Annotated in this window: 15 protein-coding genes; 14 read left to right on the forward strand and 1 reads right to left on the reverse strand. The window is 65.0% G+C overall.

Annotation, left to right across the window (positions count from 1 at the left end):
- The coding region (locus VMS96_01595) for an STAS domain-containing protein (protein HVP42092.1) at window positions 1–249 on the forward strand (249 nt) is incomplete at its 5' end.
- Window positions 250–356: 107 nt separating this feature from the next.
- Here the strand turns inward: VMS96_01595 and VMS96_01600 are convergent.
- On the reverse strand, window positions 357–890 hold the full coding sequence (locus VMS96_01600; GenBank protein HVP42093.1) for a hypothetical protein: 534 nt from the start codon (window positions 888–890) through the stop codon (window positions 357–359).
- A gap of 497 nt (window positions 891–1,387) precedes the next feature.
- Here VMS96_01600 and VMS96_01605 point away from each other — a divergent pair, with 497 nt between their 5' ends.
- The 13 genes from VMS96_01605 (at window position 1,388) to VMS96_01665 (ending at window position 15,268) form a co-directional block, all read left to right on the forward strand.
- A complete protein-coding gene (locus VMS96_01605) occupies window positions 1,388–1,600 on the forward strand; it encodes a helix-turn-helix domain-containing protein (GenBank protein HVP42094.1) in 213 nt (70 codons plus the stop codon).
- Between the two features lie 12 nt (window positions 1,601–1,612).
- Window positions 1,613–2,662 carry a type IV pilus assembly protein PilM gene (gene pilM / locus VMS96_01610; GenBank protein ID HVP42095.1) on the forward strand — a complete coding sequence of 350 codons (1,050 nt, stop codon included), beginning with the start codon at window positions 1,613–1,615 and terminating at the stop codon, window positions 2,660–2,662.
- Window positions 2,659–3,234, forward strand: a complete 576-nt coding sequence (locus tag VMS96_01615) for a PilN domain-containing protein (protein ID HVP42096.1) — start codon at window positions 2,659–2,661, stop codon at window positions 3,232–3,234. Before pilM ends, VMS96_01615 begins: the two co-directional genes overlap by 4 nt.
- A gap of 15 nt (window positions 3,235–3,249) precedes the next feature.
- A complete protein-coding gene (gene pilO, locus VMS96_01620) occupies window positions 3,250–3,876 on the forward strand; it encodes a type 4a pilus biogenesis protein PilO (protein HVP42097.1) in 627 nt (208 codons plus the stop codon).
- A gap of 12 nt (window positions 3,877–3,888) precedes the next feature.
- Window positions 3,889–4,503, forward strand: coding sequence for a hypothetical protein (locus VMS96_01625; GenBank protein HVP42098.1), 615 nt, complete (start codon window positions 3,889–3,891; stop codon window positions 4,501–4,503).
- A gap of 157 nt (window positions 4,504–4,660) precedes the next feature.
- A complete protein-coding gene (gene pilQ, locus VMS96_01630) occupies window positions 4,661–7,117 on the forward strand; it encodes a type IV pilus secretin PilQ (protein HVP42099.1) in 2,457 nt (818 codons plus the stop codon).
- A 156-nt stretch (window positions 7,118–7,273) separates the two neighbouring features.
- Window positions 7,274–8,344: a Xaa-Pro peptidase family protein gene (locus VMS96_01635; protein ID HVP42100.1), complete on the forward strand. Its 1,071-nt coding sequence runs from the start codon at window positions 7,274–7,276 to the stop codon at window positions 8,342–8,344.
- Between the two features lie 50 nt (window positions 8,345–8,394).
- Window positions 8,395–8,871 (forward strand): acetyl-CoA carboxylase biotin carboxyl carrier protein, encoded by a 477-nt coding sequence (gene accB / locus VMS96_01640; protein ID HVP42101.1) that lies wholly within the window; start codon window positions 8,395–8,397, stop codon window positions 8,869–8,871.
- 9 nt (window positions 8,872–8,880) lie between these two features.
- The gene (accC, locus tag VMS96_01645) at window positions 8,881–10,233 is read left to right on the forward strand and encodes an acetyl-CoA carboxylase biotin carboxylase subunit (GenBank protein ID HVP42102.1); all 1,353 of its coding nucleotides are present in this window, start codon (window positions 8,881–8,883) and stop codon (window positions 10,231–10,233) included.
- Window positions 10,230–10,892, forward strand: coding sequence for a thiamine phosphate synthase (thiE, locus tag VMS96_01650; protein HVP42103.1), 663 nt, complete (start codon window positions 10,230–10,232; stop codon window positions 10,890–10,892). Before accC ends, thiE begins: the two co-directional genes overlap by 4 nt.
- A 43-nt stretch (window positions 10,893–10,935) precedes the next feature.
- Window positions 10,936–12,462 carry an amino acid permease gene (locus tag VMS96_01655; GenBank protein ID HVP42104.1) on the forward strand — a complete coding sequence of 509 codons (1,527 nt, stop codon included), beginning with the start codon at window positions 10,936–10,938 and terminating at the stop codon, window positions 12,460–12,462.
- 22 nt (window positions 12,463–12,484) lie between these two features.
- Complete coding sequence (locus VMS96_01660; GenBank protein ID HVP42105.1) at window positions 12,485–14,095, forward strand: amino acid permease; 1,611 nt, start codon at window positions 12,485–12,487, stop codon at window positions 14,093–14,095.
- Between the two features lie 168 nt (window positions 14,096–14,263).
- On the forward strand, window positions 14,264–15,268 hold the full coding sequence (locus tag VMS96_01665) for a potassium channel protein (GenBank protein HVP42106.1): 1,005 nt from the start codon (window positions 14,264–14,266) through the stop codon (window positions 15,266–15,268).
- Window positions 15,269–15,310 lie beyond the last annotated feature (42 nt).

Here is a 15,310-nt window from a genome sequence, read left to right on the forward strand (position 1 = left end):
GAGGGCTCCAAGGGCGTGGTCCTCGACCTGAGCCGCATAGACCGCGTGGACAGCGCCGGGATCGGCATCCTCACCCTGTCTGCGGGCAAGCTGCGCAAGGCCGGCGGCCAGCTTCGGCTGGCGGGCGCGCAGGGAGCGGTCAACGACGTGGTGAAGCTGACCAAGATCGACACCATCGTGTCTTGCCATCCCGACCTCGACTCCGCCCTCCGCGCCTTTGGCCCGGGGGCGTCGCCAGCGCAGGGGTAACCTACAGGGTCTCCTCCGATGACACAGCTCAGCAAGAGCGAACTTTTTCCACAGAAAATTTGGAACCGCTCCAGATGAGCCCTTCAGGGGCGCCGGGCAAACACCGCTTAGCGGGTAGGATCTGGTGAAAGCCCAAGCACCTTGCGGATGGCGGTTCGGAATTTCGTCTGCTGGCCGGTGGATGGGAATGGGATTCTCTCCCCGTTGTTGAGGACCTTGAAGTCCTCTTTCTTTAGTTTCGGCTCAAGTAGCTCGCAGACGTTCGCTTTTATGAGAACGAGTGCAGTGTCCGGCCCTGCGTGCGCGCGCAGGTCCTCGAGAAGAAGCGGGAAGTCACGGAGGATGATGGCATCGGCCTCATCGTCGTCGAGATCATTGACGGGCGTGTACGTCGCGTCGACAACGAGAAAGCCCTCGGACGCAAACGTCTTGAGTCCTTCCTCCTTTGTTTGTGCCGCGACCTCCAGCACGTCATCCATCAAAGCCTTGAAGAGCGGCTCTCTGACGGTTCCGGTCGGGTTGTAGAAGTACTTGCCAGAGGCTGGCGGCGATTCCAGGACGAAGATAGTCTTCGGGTGCTTCGGGGTGTAACGGCTTCGGAGCTCGAAGTATTCAGTTTTCGTAATGGCAGTGGTGAACATTGACTGAGGACAGAATCAAAGCGCACACACCGTGCGAGTGCAAGGAAAAACGTGGTTTGTAGTGTTTTCAGAACAACCGCAAATCGTGAGCGGCCGGCCCCGCAGGCGAACCTCAGCTTGTATCGACGGTCACGTCCCTTTGCGCGCCCTTAGAGCCCCTTAGTTACTCCTCAGATAATCGTTTGTACCCGATGCATCAATACCACAACCTGTAGTGGTCGGGCCTTCATAACGCCACGAAATATGGGCACTTAGCCCATCTCGCCCCCTTCCCTCCACGGTTAATATCCGGTGAAAACCGGAAGAAACCGGAAAGACTTCCTTGACACTACCGGCAGTGACACTGGTATAACTCGCACCGCAGTAGTTTCCCCCCGAGAAAGCAGAGGACTTCTTCCTCACAGGGCCCGGCCTCTGGAGGCCAACCCGCACCGAGCGCGGGTGCTAGCGTTATCTGTGGAAAGGGCACAGCTGCTATGGCCGATTCGAGAGAGGTAATGAATATTCGGCAAGCTTCCCAGTACCTGGGCGTCAGCCCGGACACGCTCTACAAGTACGTTTACGAGGAGAAGATCCCCGCGTTCAAACTCGGGAACCGCTGGAAGTTCAAGAAGACCATCCTGGACCAGTGGATGGAACGCAAAAGCACCCTCGGCGAAGGCCGGGGCAAGAAGAAACCCAGGGCCGCTCGAGCGGCCGCGGGTCACTAAGAGGCGGGTCGCATGGGTCTATTCGGTGGTGCAAAATCGATCGTGGGTCTCGACATCGGCTCCTCCAGCATCAAGGCGGTCGAGCTGAGGAAGGCCAAGGGCGAGATCCAGGTGGAGCACGTGGGCTTCGAGCCGCTGGCCAGCGACATCGTGGTTGATTCCATGATCGTCGATTCTGGCAGCGTCTCCAGCGCCATTTCCAAGATCTTCAACGAGAACCGGATCACCTCCAAGGCTGTGGCCACCTCGGTCAGCGGCCATTCCGTGATCGTCAAGAAGATCACCATGCAATCGATGTCGGACGCGGAGCTGGCCGAGAGCATCCATACCGAGGCGGCCCAGCACATCCCCTTCGACATCGCCGACGTCAACATCGACTACCAGATCCTCAGCGAGGACACCACCGGCCCCCAGATGGACGTGCTGCTGGTGGCGGTGAAGAAGGACAAGATCCTGAACTACACCAACGTGCTCTCGCTGGCGGGCAAGGCCCCGGCCATTGTCGACATCGACGCCTTCGCCCTGCAGAACTGCTACGAATTCAATTACGACCCCGCCCCCGGCGCCACCGTCGCCCTGCTCAACATCGGCGCCAGCGTGATGAACATCAACATCGTCAAGGGCACGACCCCGCTGTTCACCCGCGACGTCTCCGTGGGCGGCAACCAGTACACCGACTCGCTGCAGAAGGAACTCGACCTCAGCTTCGACGACGCCGAGAGCCTCAAGCTCGGCCAGAAGGTGGGCACGGTCTCGGAAGACGCCAAAATGCCCATCCTGCAGCAGGTCACCGAGATCATCGTGCTGGAGATCCAGAAGACTTTCGATTTCTTCCGCGCGACGGCCAGCGGCGAGCACATCGAGCGCATTTACCTGGCGGGCGGGTCCTCCGTGGTCCCGGGGCTGATGGAAGCCCTGCGCCAGGAGTTCTCCCTCCCGGTCGAGATCCTCAATCCGTTCCAGAAGATCAACGCGGCCGGCGTCGGCGACATTGTGGAACGCAACGCGGGACAACTCGCGGTGGCGGTGGGTTTGGCCCTCAGGAGCTTTGAAACTCTATGATCCGGATCAATCTGCTTGGAGTACCGAAGCCGAAGAAGGGGAAGCGGGCCGCCGTCCCCAGCATGGCCGGGGAAGGCCCCAATCCGATGCTGGTGGGCGTGGTGGTGCTGCTGATCGGCGCGGTGGCCATGGGCGCGTGGTGGTGGAAGCTGAACAACGACGCCAAGGCCATCGCCCAGCGCATGGACATCGCCAGCCGCAAGTATCAGGCGCTGCAGATCGTCAAGCAGCAGTACGACGAACGGGCGAAGCAGGCCGAGATGTACCAGCGGCGGATCAAGGTGATCGACGACCTGCGGGCGCAGCAGTCCGGCCCCGCCACCCTGCTGACCATGATCGGGGACACGGTGAACGCCACCGACGGGGTGTGGCTGGAGAAGATGGTGGACACCGGTTCGACCATCGACATCCAGGGCATGTCGCTGAGCGTGCACGGGGTGGCCAACCTCATGGAGAACCTGCAGAAGTCGGGCAAGTTCAAGTCGGTGGAGATCAAGGAGACGTCGCAGGACACCCAGATCAAGGACATGCAGGCGTTCGTGTTCACGCTCACCTGCGAGAAAAAATCGTAAGTCGGGACGGTATCTATGGCGAGCTTCAAAGAATTACCGGCAAAGGCGCAGATGGGGATCATCGTCGGCGTGGTGGTGGCGCTGTGCGCCGGCTTCTACTTCCTGGTGCTGAAAGACCAGATGGCGAAGAACGAGAAGGACCTGAAGGCGGCCAAGGACATGGAAGCCAAGGTCAAGGAGCTGGAGCCCTACCAGTCGAAGCTGGAGGACCTGAAGCGGCAGATCGCGAGCCTGCAACTGCAGCTCGATATCCAGAAGCGCATCGTGCCCGACGAGAAAGAGGCCGACAAGTTCATGAAGATGATGCAGGACACGGCCGTAGCGGCGGGCGTCGAGGTGCGCCGCTACGCGCAGGAAGCCGGCAACACCAAGGAGTTCTACACCGAGGTGCCGTTCGCGGTGGACGTGGACGGGTCGTACTACGCGCTGCTGAACTTCTTCGAGCGGGTGGGCAAGCTGGAGCGCATCATCAACATCGGGAACCTGAAGGTAGCCACGGTCAAGAAACCGAACGATGCCGGGGTGAAGGGTCAGTATGCCTACGCGCCCAACGAGAGCGTGGTGGCCAGCTGCAAAGCGACGACGTTCTTCAGCCATGAGCCGCAGGCGGCGCCCCCGCCCAAGGCTCCGGGTAAGAAGTAGTCGAGGGTGACCATGAAGGCGATAAAAACGATGGTGGCAGTGATGGCGGCGGCGGGTCTGGTCATGGCCCAGACGCCGGCGAGCAAGCCCAAGGCGCCGGCCAGTCAAACGGTGAGCGGAACCGCGGCCCCGGCGACCAAGGCAGCCCCCGCGCAGAAGCCCGCAGCAGCGGCCAAGCCGGCTGGGACTGCGGCCGCGGCGCCGGCCAAGACACAAGCCAAGCCGGCCAAGAAGGCGGCGGTGAGCGCAGTGGCCAAGCCGAGCGCGGCGAAACCGGCGGTCCAGGCGGCGGCGAAAGCGCCGGCCGGCAAGCGCGACCCGTTCGTGAACCCGGTGGTGCGGGCCGCCGGAGGTCCCGGGGGGCCGATGTGCGCCACCGGCAAGCGCTGCCTGATGGTCAACGAGATGGTGCTGCACGGGATCGTGAAGACCACCTCGGGGATGATCGCGGTGGTGTCCAACCAGGCCAACCGCACCTACTTCCTCAAGGAGAACGATTCGGTCTTCAACGGCAGCGTGGTCAAGATCACCGCCGATTCGGTGATCTTCCGCGAAACCGCGGTCGACAACATGGGGCGGGAGACCTCGCGCGAAGTGGTGAAGCGGGTGAGCGCGCCCACGGTTTAGGAGTTCAGGAGAAGCAGTAGAAGTCAGCAGTCGGGCCGAACCCAGGGGCAGTTCAGGTCACCGCCCCAGGCGGGACAAGGGCTAATTCTTTGGCGGCGGGGTTCAAGGGACGCCGCTGCACGCCACGGACGATGTCCGGCGCGTGAGGAGCGACGAGATGAGGCTAAAGCAACTGCTGGGTATTCTCTTGCTGCCGGTCGTGCTGGCCACGATGGCGGCGGCAGCCGTTTCGCACTTGACCGACGTGAAGGTTGCCCCTCAGGACAACGCCACCACGGTCACCATCCAGGCGAGCGGCGTCTTCACGCACACGGAATATAGACCGTCCGACAACCTGCTGCTGGTGGACCTGGTCGGGGTGTCGGCAGGGCGGATGGAGGGCAAGGCGCAGGCGGTGAAGATGCCGGGCGTCACCTCCTACCGGGTGCTCGGGTTCAAGGGAGCGGGCGGCACCGAGGTGGCGCGCGTGGAACTGACCCTGGCGCGCGATGCCGGCGTGCACATCAGCGAGGCGAACCACGCCTTGCTGGTGACGGTGACGCTGCCCGGCGGATCGGCCAACGCGGCTCCCGCGGCCGAGATGCCGCCGCCTGAGCCCGCGGCCAAGCCCGCCGAGGAGCCCCAGGCCCGCGCCTCGCGCCCGGTCGTGATCCAGACCGTGGCCGTGGCCCGCGGCAAGGGCGGCATGAACGTCGAGATCCTGGGTACCGGCGCCATGACCCCGAAAGCCATGAAACTGACGGCGCCCGACCGGGTGGTCATCGACGTGCCCAATGCCGTGCCCCTGCGCAAGCGGGAAATCGCGGTCAATAGCGGCGACATCAAGAGTGTGCGCGTGGCGCGCTACCAGGCCGACCCGCCCGTGACCCGGGTAGTGGTGGACCTGGCCGCCAACAAGGACTTCGAAGTGGTTCCCAGCGGCCGCAAGCTGACGGTGAAGCTGCGTCCGGCGGCGGAGGCGTCGCAACCGGCGACCGCCCCGGCTCCGGCCACCACGCCGGCCGCGGTCGAAGCCGCCAAGGCAGCGCCGGCGGCCCCGGAACCACCCCAGCAGGAGGCGGCCGCAGCCGCTCCTGAGACCGCAGCTCCGGCGGCGACGCCCACCCAGCAGGGCGCCGTGGCGCAGAGCTTCGTGGTCGTGGAACCGGAATACAAGCCCAAGCAGGAGACGACCCCGCAGGCGGAGATGAAGCCGGCGAGCCGCGCCGAAGACGCGGCCGCAAAGCTCGGCACCCCGCAGCAGGAAGTGCCGCTGGTCAACGTTCCGCAACCCAGCGCCGCCCTGATGCCGTCCACGGCCGCCATCACGGCTGCCATGGCGCAACAGGCGCCGGCGGCCGGCGCTCAGACCGCGGCCGCTGCCCGTCCCAAGTTCACCGGCGAACCCATCTCGGTGAACCTGAAGGACGTGGACCTGAAGGACTTCTTCCGCCTGATCCACGAGATCAGCGGGCTCAACATCGTGCTCGACCCCAACGTCAAAGGCTCCCTGACCCTGGTGCTGGACAACGTGCCGTGGGACCAGGCGTTGGACATCGTGCTCAAGAACAACGGGCTGCAGAAGGAGCTGGACGGCAACGTGCTCCGCATCGCCACCCTGGAAACCATGCGCAAGGAAGCGGATGCACAGCGGGCGCAGATCGAAGCCAAAGCCCTGGCCGATCCCAAGGTCACGGTTACCCGGGTGCTCAGCTATGCCCACTCCAAGGACGTGGTGCCGGTGATCAAGAAGTTCCTCTCGCAGCGTGGCGAGATCATTTCCGATGACCGCATCAACGCCCTCATCATCCAGGACATCCCCAGCGTCTTCCCGGCGGTAGACCGGCTGCTCACCCAGCTGGACCGCAAGACGCCGGAGGTGGAGATCGAGGCGCGGGTGATCGCGGCCACGCGCAACTTCGCCCGTGACATCGGCTTCCAGATGGGATTCGGTTGGGGCAATAACGTCTCGGCGGTCGGCGGCGCGGGCTCGGCGGGCACCAGTCCGCTCACCACCACCGGCCTGACTCCCACCTACATCCACAGCGGCGGGTCCATCCCGCTGTTCTCCAACCTGCCGGCGGTGGCACCGACCAGCGGGCTCTCGTTCATCAACGCCACCAACAACTACCGGCTGGACGCCATCCTGACCATGGCGGAGGACCGCGGCCTGCTGAAGATCCTCTCCCGCCCGCGGGTCGTCACCCAGAACAACATCACGGCGGTGGTGAAACAAGGCGTGCGCATCCCGGTGGTCACGCTGGCCCAGTTGGGCGGTCCGCCGACCACCAGCTACGTGGACGCGTTCCTGCGCTTGACCGTCACTCCGCAGATCACGGCCGAGAGCACCATCTTCCTGGCCGTGGACGTGGAGAACACGACCCCGGACTTTTCGCGGCAGGTCAGCGGCAACCCGACGCTGCTGACCCAACAGGCGGTTACCCAGGTGCTGGTCAGCGATGGCGGCACGGTGGTGATCGGCGGCGTGATCCAGACCCAGAACTCGGTCACCATCCAGCAGGTCCCGCTCCTGGGCAGCATCCCCGGACTGGGCAACCTGTTCAAGCGCCGCGCGGTCTCGACCTCCACCCAGGAGCTGATCTTCTTCATCACCCCGAAGATCATCCAGACCTAAGGTTGCACAAAGGACCTGGCGGTCCGGCCCCCGCTAACCGGCGGGGGCTTTTTTTCTAAGTACTCAGTACTCGGTGCTCAGTACTCGGTCTGCGCAGGCACAACCGCTTTGGCCCCCTGGCCGTGCTATCGCGGTACGTTACAATCCTGACTCTTTATGGACTACCGAGCCCGCCAAAAGAAGTTCATCTCTGCTGCTGAGGACGCGCACGTCGAAGGGTTCCTGGTCACGCACCTGCCCAACATCCGCTACCTGTCTGGGTTCACGGGCTCGGCGGGGGCGCTGGCGTATGCCCGTGGCAGGTTCGCTTTCTTCACCGACGGCCGCTACCGCGAGCAGGCGCGGCAGGAGGTGGTCGGGGCAACGGTGGTCATCAGCAAGAAGCCGGCTCTCACCGCCGCCGCGGAGTGGCTCGCCGGCGCGCGGGTGCGGCGCGTAGGCGTCGAGGCCGAGCACATGACCCTGGCAGCGCGGACCGTTGCCGCCAGGGCCGTCAAGGTTTCTCTGAAGCCCACCGCCGGGCTGGTGGAGTGTCTCCGCATGGTCAAGGAGCCGGCGGAGTTGGAATGCATCCGGCGGGCAGTGCAGCTGGGCTCGAGCCTGTTCGATACAGTGGTGGAGGCGATCCGTCCCGGGGTGAGTGAGGCCTCGGTCGCTGCCGAGTTGGAGTATGCGGCCCGCGCCGCCGGGGCGGAGAAGATGGCGTTTGAGAGCATCGTTGCCGGGGGCGTACACTCGGCCTTTCCTCACTGGCGCGCCTCCTCGCAACCTATTCCAAACACAGGATTTGTGGTGCTCGACTTCGGTGTTATACTTGCCGGCTATTGTTCCGACATGACGCGCACCGTATGGGTGGGGAAGCCCGATCCGGCGGCGCGTGACCTGTACCAGGCAGTCCTGGAGGCCCAGCGGGCGGGGCTGGAAGCGGTCCGGCCCGGCGCGACCACGGGAGAAGTGGACCGCGCCGCGCGTAACATGCTGCGGCGGGCCGGGCTGGCCCGGTACTTCACCCACTCCACCGGGCACGGAGTGGGGCTGGAGATCCACGAGGCCCCGCGCCTGGCCCGCGGCCAGACCGAGGTGCTGCGGCCGGGCATGGTGGTGACCATCGAGCCCGGGGCGTACATCCCGGGGAAGGGCGGGGTCCGTATCGAGGACATGGTGGCCGTGACGGAGAGCGGGCACCAGGTGCTGACGCCCACGACGAAGGAGTTCACCTCGATCTAGGGCATGGCCACAAGAGTCGCGCCCCAGTGCATCGCGTCTACACTCACACGATGAACCAGAAAGAGCTCAAGGAACTCATCGAATTCCTGATCGAGAAGGACATCGCCGAGTTCGAGTTGGAACGCGGCGACGTGAAGGTGCGGATCAAGCGCGCGGCCGACTCGGCAGCCCTGACCGCGGCCGCGACGCCGGTCATCCAGATGGCGCCGGCGGCGGTCCCGGTCGCACCCCCCGCGGCATCGCCCGCTCCCCAGGCTGCGCCGGCCCGGGAGGCCGCGGAAGAGGGGCTTCATCTCGTCAAGTCGCCGATCGTGGGGACGTTCTACGAAGCGCCCTCCCCGGGCGCGCCGCCGTTCGTCAAGGTGGGGGACGCCGTGCAAGCCGGGCAGGTGCTGTGCATCGTCGAGGCCATGAAGCTGATGAACGAGATCGAGGCCGACGCCAGTGGGGAGATCGTCAAGAAGTTGGTGCAGAACGCGCAGCCGGTCGAATACGGGCAGCCCTTGTTCGCCATCCGGAAGCCTTAGCCCTCATCCATGTTCAAGAAGATCCTGATCGCGAACCGAGGCGAGATCGCCCTGCGGGTCATCTGCGCCTGCAAGGAACTGGGCATCAAGGCGGTGGCCGTCTATAGCGAGGCCGACCGCAACTCCCTGCACGTGCGCTTCGCCGACGAAGCCATCTGCATCGGGCCGCCCAAGTCGGCGGAGAGCTACCTCAATATCCCCGCGGTCATCAGCGCCGCCGAGATCTCGAACGTGGACGCCATCCACCCCGGCTACGGCCTGCTCAGCGAGAACGCCAACTTCGCCGAGGTGTGCGAGACCTCCGACATCACCTTCATCGGCCCGCCGCCGGAAAGCATGCGGCTGATGGGCGAGAAGGAGAAGGCGCGCAACGCCATGAAGCAATTCGGCGTGCCCATCCTGCCGGGCAGCGACGGGGTGATCGGCGGGGAAGGCGAGGCGCTGGCCGCGGCCCAGGCGGTGGGGTTTCCCGTCATCCTGAAGGCCTCGGCGGGGGGAGGCGGGCGAGGCATGCGGGTGGTCCGCTCGGCGGAGGAACTGCCCAACCTGTTCCGCTCGGCCCAGTCGGAAGCGGCGGCCGCCTTCGGCAACGGCGACCTGTACCTGGAGAAGTTCATCGAACGCCCGCGCCATATCGAATTCCAGGTGCTGGCCGACAAGTACGGCAACGTGGCCTGCCTGGGGGAGCGGGAATGCACCATCCAGCGGCGCCACCAGAAGCTGCTGGAGGAATCTCCGTCGGTGAAGATGACGCCGCTGCTGCGGCAGCAGATCGGCGACAAGCTGTGCGCCGCCCTGGCGGAGATCGGATACGTCAACGCCGGTACCATCGAGTTCCTCATGGATGAAGACGGGAGCATGTACTTCATCGAGATGAACACCCGCATCCAGGTGGAGCACCCGGTCACCGAGATGACCACCGACGTGGACCTGGTAAAAAGCCAGATCCTGCTGGCGGCCGGGGAGCGCCTGGACGACGTATTGCACGGGCCGGTGGTGCACCGCGGGCACGCCATCGAGTGCCGCATCAACGCCGAGGACCCGGAGACCTTCACGCCCTCTCCCGGGCTGATCACCTCCTGGAACCCGCCCGGGGGCACGGGGGTGCGCGTGGACACCGCCCAATACGTCGAGAGCGTAGTGCCGCCCTATTACGATTCGCTGATCGCCAAGCTGGTGGTGCGGGGCAAGGACCGCGAGGAAGCCATTTCCCGCATGGCGCGCGCCCTGGAGATGTTCATCGTGGAGGGTATCCACACCAGTATTCCTCTGCACCGCAAGATCCTGGCCGATCCCGATTTTCGCGCCGGGAATTTCGACACCCGGTTCATGGAACGGTTCATGCCGGCGAAGAAGAGATGAAAAAGGCAGGAGGCAGGAGGCAGGAGGCCGGGGGCAGGCTGGTGCTGCCGCGGCTGTATGCCATCGTGGACGCGGGAAGGTTTGCCGGCCATCGCAAGCCGGCCAGCGCGTTGCTGCGCTTCGTCGAGGAACTGCTGGCCGGCGGTGCGACCCTGCTGCAGTACAGGAATAAGCAGGGCGGGGAGCGGGAGATATTGGAGCAGGCGCGCCAACTGCGGCGGGTGTGCGCGGGTATCCGGCTCATCATGAACGACCGCGCTGACCTGTGCCTGGCCGCGGGCTGCGATGGGGTACACGTCGGACAGGAAGACCTGTCGCCGGAGAGTGCGCGGGCCGTCGTCGGAGATCGGCTCTGGGTGGGCGTTTCCACGCATTCGGTGAAGCAGGTTCGGGCGGCCGGGAAGGGGCCGGCGGACTACGTCGCGATCGGGCCGGTCTTTGCCACCTCCAGTAAGCAGGACCCTGACCCGGTGGTCGGGCTGAGGGGGGTGAAGGCGGCGCGGGCGGCGACCCGCAAGCCCCTGGTCGCCATCGGGGGCATCACGCGGGCGAACTGTCGCTCGGTGATCGAGGCCGGCGCGGATGCGGTGGCCGTGATCTCGGACCTGATGACGTCGCCCAGGAAATCAGTGAAAGAATTTCTGCGCATCTTGGGTTAGAGTTGCGCAACCGCTGCACAGCACGCGCTCAGGAGAGCGGACTGTGAGTCCAAAAGCAGACGTTGTTCCCATACCGGCGTCGGACCAGGAGCTGGTCAAGGGCCTGGGACTGACCAGCGCCACCACCCTGGTGATGGGGGGCATGATCGGCTCGGGCGTATTCATCGTCGCCGCCGATATCGCCCGCCAGGTGGATTCTCCCGGATTGCTGATCGCGGCCTGGCTGGTGACCGGGTTCATGACCATCTCTGCTGCCCTCGCGTACGGCGAGCTGGCCGCCATGATGCCCAAGGCTGGCGGGCAGTACGTGTATCTGCGCGAGGCCCTGGGCCCGCTCTGGGGCTTCCTCTACGGGTGGACGCTGTTCCTGGTGATCCAGACGGGAACCATCGCCGCCGTGGGCGTCGCCTTCGGCAAGTTCATGGGGGTGTTCTTCCCCGCAGTCTCCTCCACCAATTGGATCCTGCATTTCTGGAAGGCGCCGCCCATCCATGTCGGGCCCATGGTGCTCGGTAACATGGATGTGGGCCTGAACACGCAGAACCTGGTGGCCATCATCACCATCTGGTTGCTGACTTTCGTCAACGTGTTCGGGGTCAGGACCGGAGCGATGGTGCAGAACGTGTTCACCATCACCAAGGCATTGTCGCTGGCGCTGCTGGTCGTGCTGGGGTTCGCGGTGGGACGCAACTCGCAGGCGGTGGCGGCCAACTTCCAGGATTTCTGGGCGCCGGGGCCGGGCCACGCCGACCTCGGCATCGCTTCGATGGTCCTGCTGGTGCCGGCACTGCTGGCGGTGGCCCAGGTGGGGTCGCTGTTCTCCGCCGACGCCTGGAACAATGTGACCTTCGCCGCCGGGGAAGTGAAGAATCCGCAGCGTAACCTGCCCCTGTCGTTGGGGCTGGGGACCGGCATCGTCATCCTGCTCTACGTGCTCGCCAACTACGTTTACGTCAACGTGCTGCCGTTGCATGGCGACCCGCACGGGGCGACGGTGATGGCGCGCGGCATCCAGTACGCCACCGAGGACCGGGTGGCCACCGCCGTCATGCAGGTGATCTTCGGCGGGGCGGGGGCGGCGATCATGGCCATCGCCATCCTGATCTCCACCTTCGGCTGCAACAATGGCCTCATCCTTTCCGGGGCGCGGGTCTACTACGCCATGGCCAAGGACGGTCTGTTCTTCCGCTCCGCCGCCCGGGTCCATCCGCGCTATCGGACGCCGGTGGCGTCGTTGGTGGTGCAGGCGGCGTGGACCTCGGTCTTGTGCCTCTCGGGCACCTACGGGCAACTGCTCGACTACATCATTTTCGCCGTGCTGGTGTTCTACGTCCTCACCATCGTGGCGCTGTTCGTGCTGCGGCGGACGCAGCCCGACGCGGAACGTCCCTACCGCGCCATCGGCTACCCGGTACTGCCGGCGATCTATGTGGTGATGGCTTTGTATATCGACATCGTGCTGTTACGCTACAAGCCGCAATACACCTGGCCGGGGCTCATCATCGTGTTGTTGGGGATCCCAGTCTATTTCCTGTGGACAGGCCGCCGTCCGAGCCAAGCGCGCGCCTGAGGCAAAGGAGAAACAGAACTGCATGGCCGATCTATTCGCAAAAAAGCCGTTAGACGTCCTGCTCAATGAGGCGAAGGAATCGGGCGAGCACAGCCTGCGACGCACCCTGGGTCCGGTGCAACTGACCGCGCTCGGGGTGGGGGCCATCATCGGGGCAGGTATCTTCGTCCTTTCCGGGCTGGGCGCCCACTACGCCGGGCCCGGCTTGATGATGTCCTTCGTGCTCTCCGGCCTGGGATGCGCCTTTGCCGGCCTGTGCTATGCGGAGTTCGCCGCCATGATCCCGCTGGCCGGCAGCGCCTATACCTACGCCTATGCCACGCTGGGCGAGCTGTTCGCCTGGATCATCGGCTGGGACCTGACCCTGGAATACGCCATGGGGGCCAGCACCGTGTCGTCCGGCTGGTCGAACCACTTCATCGAGTTGCTCAACATCTTCCACATCAGGATGCCGCTGTGGATGGCGTACGACCACTGGACGGCGCTGCGCACCGCGGAGAACACCATCGCCCGCCAGATGGCGGTCGCCGCGGACCCGTCGCTCCAGCCGGGAACGCAGGCCTTCGTGGACAAGGTGGCCGCCATCACCGCCGCCCATTCGCCCGAACTCGTCTCACAGGCCCACGCACTGCTCGACGCGCCCAAGATCTTCGGGGTGGAGATCGGCTTCAACCTTCCGGCCTTCGTTATCGCGCTCATCATCACCGCCATCCTGGTGATCGGCATCAGGGAGAGCGCCCGTTTCAACGCCACCATCGTCGCCATCAAGGTCAGCGTGGTCCTATTCGTGATCGGCCTGGGCTTCCAGTACGTCGCCAAGAGCAATTGGGGCGGCGACTGGCACAGCTTCGCTCCCTTCGGCTTCTCCGGCATAGGGGCAGGCGCCGCGTACATCTTCTTCGCCTACATCGGGTTTGACGCGGTCTCGACCACGGCCCAGGAGGCCAAGAACCCGCAGCGCGACTTGCCCATCGGCATCATCGCCTCGCTGCTGGTCTGCACCGTCTTGTACATCCTGGTGGCGGCGGTGCTGACCGGCATGGTGCCGTGGCAGGAGATCAACATCGAGGCCCCGATCGCGCGCGCCTTCATGGACCGGGGCCTGACCAGCGCCTCCCACGTCATCACCCTGGGCGCTTTGGCGGGACTGACCAGCGTCATGCTGGTCATGCTCCTGGGCCAGACCCGCGTCCTCTACTCCATGGCCAAGGACGGCCTGCTGCCCCGCAAGTTCTTCGCCGACGTCCATCCCAAATTCCGCACCCCCTGGAAGAACACCATCCTGGTGGGGTTCCTGGCGGCGGTGGTCGGTTCGCTGACCCCCATCGATGACATCGGCAAGATGGTCAACATCGGCACCCTGCTGGCCTTTGTCATCGTCTGCATCGCCGTGCTCGTGCTGCGCCAGACCAATCCCGGCCAGCATCGTCCCTTCCGCACCCCCTGGGTGCCGGTCTTGCCCATCCTCGGCATCCTCTTCAACGGCTACATGATGTACAAGCTGGGGTGGGTGAACTGGGCGCGGCTGATCGTGTGGCTGATCATCGGCCTGGTGGTGTACTTCAGCTACAGCCGGCACCACAGCCGGGTACAACGGGGCGAGCTGGGAGCGGCCGCCGAATCCGGCGACTAGAGCAGTCTTTTGCCGGGCCCTCCGCTGAGGCGGAGGGCTCTTTCTTTGTGTGTGGGTCCCGCCCGCAAGATGCGAGGCCGAGACGGCCTCTCGACGGGCGGCGAGACGCCAGCGTTACATCATCACTGTGCTGGCGAACAGGGGTGGCATACAATCGCGGTTCTCACGATGCGGGCGCTGCGCAACATCAAGATCCTGATCGCCGCCATGCTGGTGCTGATGGTGGCCGGCATGGCCGGCTTCCACTTCGTCGAGGGCTGGACGTGGTTCGACGGCTTCTACATGGTGCTGACCACCATCACCACCATCGGCTACCAGGAGGTACACCCGCTCTCGCACGCCGGACGGATCTTCAACACCTTGGTCATCATCAGCGGCGTCGGCCTGTTGTTCCTGATCATCGGAACGCTGACCCAGGCTTTGCTAGAATTCGAGCTCGGAAACCTCTACGGAAGGCGGAAGATGGAGCGGGAGATCGGCAAGCTTTCCGGCCACTACATCCTGTGCGGCGCGGGACGCGTGGGACGGAGCGCGGCGCGCGCCCTGGCGCGGGAGCCGGCGCCCTTCGTGATCATCGAGAACAGCGAGGCCAAGCTGCAGGCGCTGGACCCGGGCTGGCTGACCATGCTGGGAGACGCGACCCAGGAAAAGGTGCTGCGCGCGGCCAACATCACCCAGGCGCGCGGGCTGGTGGCGGCCACCACCACCGACGCCACCAACATCTACATCGTGCTGACGGCGCGCAGCATCTGCCCGGGGCTGCGCATCATCGCCCGGGCCAGCGAGGAGGTGGCGGAGAAGCACCTGCTCACCGCCGGGGCGGACTCGGTGATGTCGCCGTACTCCTTCGCCGGACACCGCATCGCGCAGTCGTTCCTGCGGCCGGCGGTGCTGGACTTCCTCGACATCGCCACCGGGCGCCAGGGACACCTTGGGCTGGAGATCGAAGAGGTCTTCATCGATCCCGCCTCCAGCGTGGCCGGCACCACCATCGGAGGCTCGAAGATCCGGCAGGAGCTGGGCGTGATCGTGCTGGCCATCAAGCGCAACGCCGACATGGTGTTCAACCCGGCACCGGATGACCGGATCGAGCCGGGCGATTGCCTGATCGCCATGGGCGAACCCGCCAGCCTGCGCCGGCTGGAAGAGACGGCGCGCAGCGCCCGAGGCTGACCTCCGCATGAAGATCGTCACCGCCGCCGAGATGCGCGAGAT

The sequence above is a fragment of the Terriglobales bacterium genome (genome assembly GCA_035543055.1).
In the GTDB taxonomy this organism is placed as follows: Bacteria; Acidobacteriota; Terriglobia; order Terriglobales; family Acidobacteriaceae; genus JAIQFD01.

Coding starts and splice junctions, on each gene's coding strand:
- VMS96_01600 (HVP42093.1), bottom strand. CDS start 890: ATGTTCACCACTGCCATTACGAAAACTGAATACTTCGAGCTCCGAAGC.
- VMS96_01605 (HVP42094.1), top strand. CDS start 1,388: ATGAATATTCGGCAAGCTTCCCAGTACCTGGGCGTCAGCCCGGACACG.
- pilM (HVP42095.1), top strand. CDS start 1,613: ATGGGTCTATTCGGTGGTGCAAAATCGATCGTGGGTCTCGACATCGGC.
- VMS96_01615 (HVP42096.1), top strand. CDS start 2,659: ATGATCCGGATCAATCTGCTTGGAGTACCGAAGCCGAAGAAGGGGAAG.
- pilO (HVP42097.1), top strand. CDS start 3,250: ATGGCGAGCTTCAAAGAATTACCGGCAAAGGCGCAGATGGGGATCATC.
- VMS96_01625 (HVP42098.1), top strand. CDS start 3,889: ATGAAGGCGATAAAAACGATGGTGGCAGTGATGGCGGCGGCGGGTCTG.
- pilQ (HVP42099.1), top strand. CDS start 4,661: ATGAGGCTAAAGCAACTGCTGGGTATTCTCTTGCTGCCGGTCGTGCTG.
- VMS96_01635 (HVP42100.1), top strand. CDS start 7,274: ATGGACTACCGAGCCCGCCAAAAGAAGTTCATCTCTGCTGCTGAGGAC.
- accB (HVP42101.1), top strand. CDS start 8,395: ATGAACCAGAAAGAGCTCAAGGAACTCATCGAATTCCTGATCGAGAAG.
- accC (HVP42102.1), top strand. CDS start 8,881: ATGTTCAAGAAGATCCTGATCGCGAACCGAGGCGAGATCGCCCTGCGG.
- thiE (HVP42103.1), top strand. CDS start 10,230: ATGAAAAAGGCAGGAGGCAGGAGGCAGGAGGCCGGGGGCAGGCTGGTG.
- VMS96_01660 (HVP42105.1), top strand. CDS start 12,485: ATGGCCGATCTATTCGCAAAAAAGCCGTTAGACGTCCTGCTCAATGAG.
- VMS96_01665 (HVP42106.1), top strand. CDS start 14,264: ATGCGGGCGCTGCGCAACATCAAGATCCTGATCGCCGCCATGCTGGTG.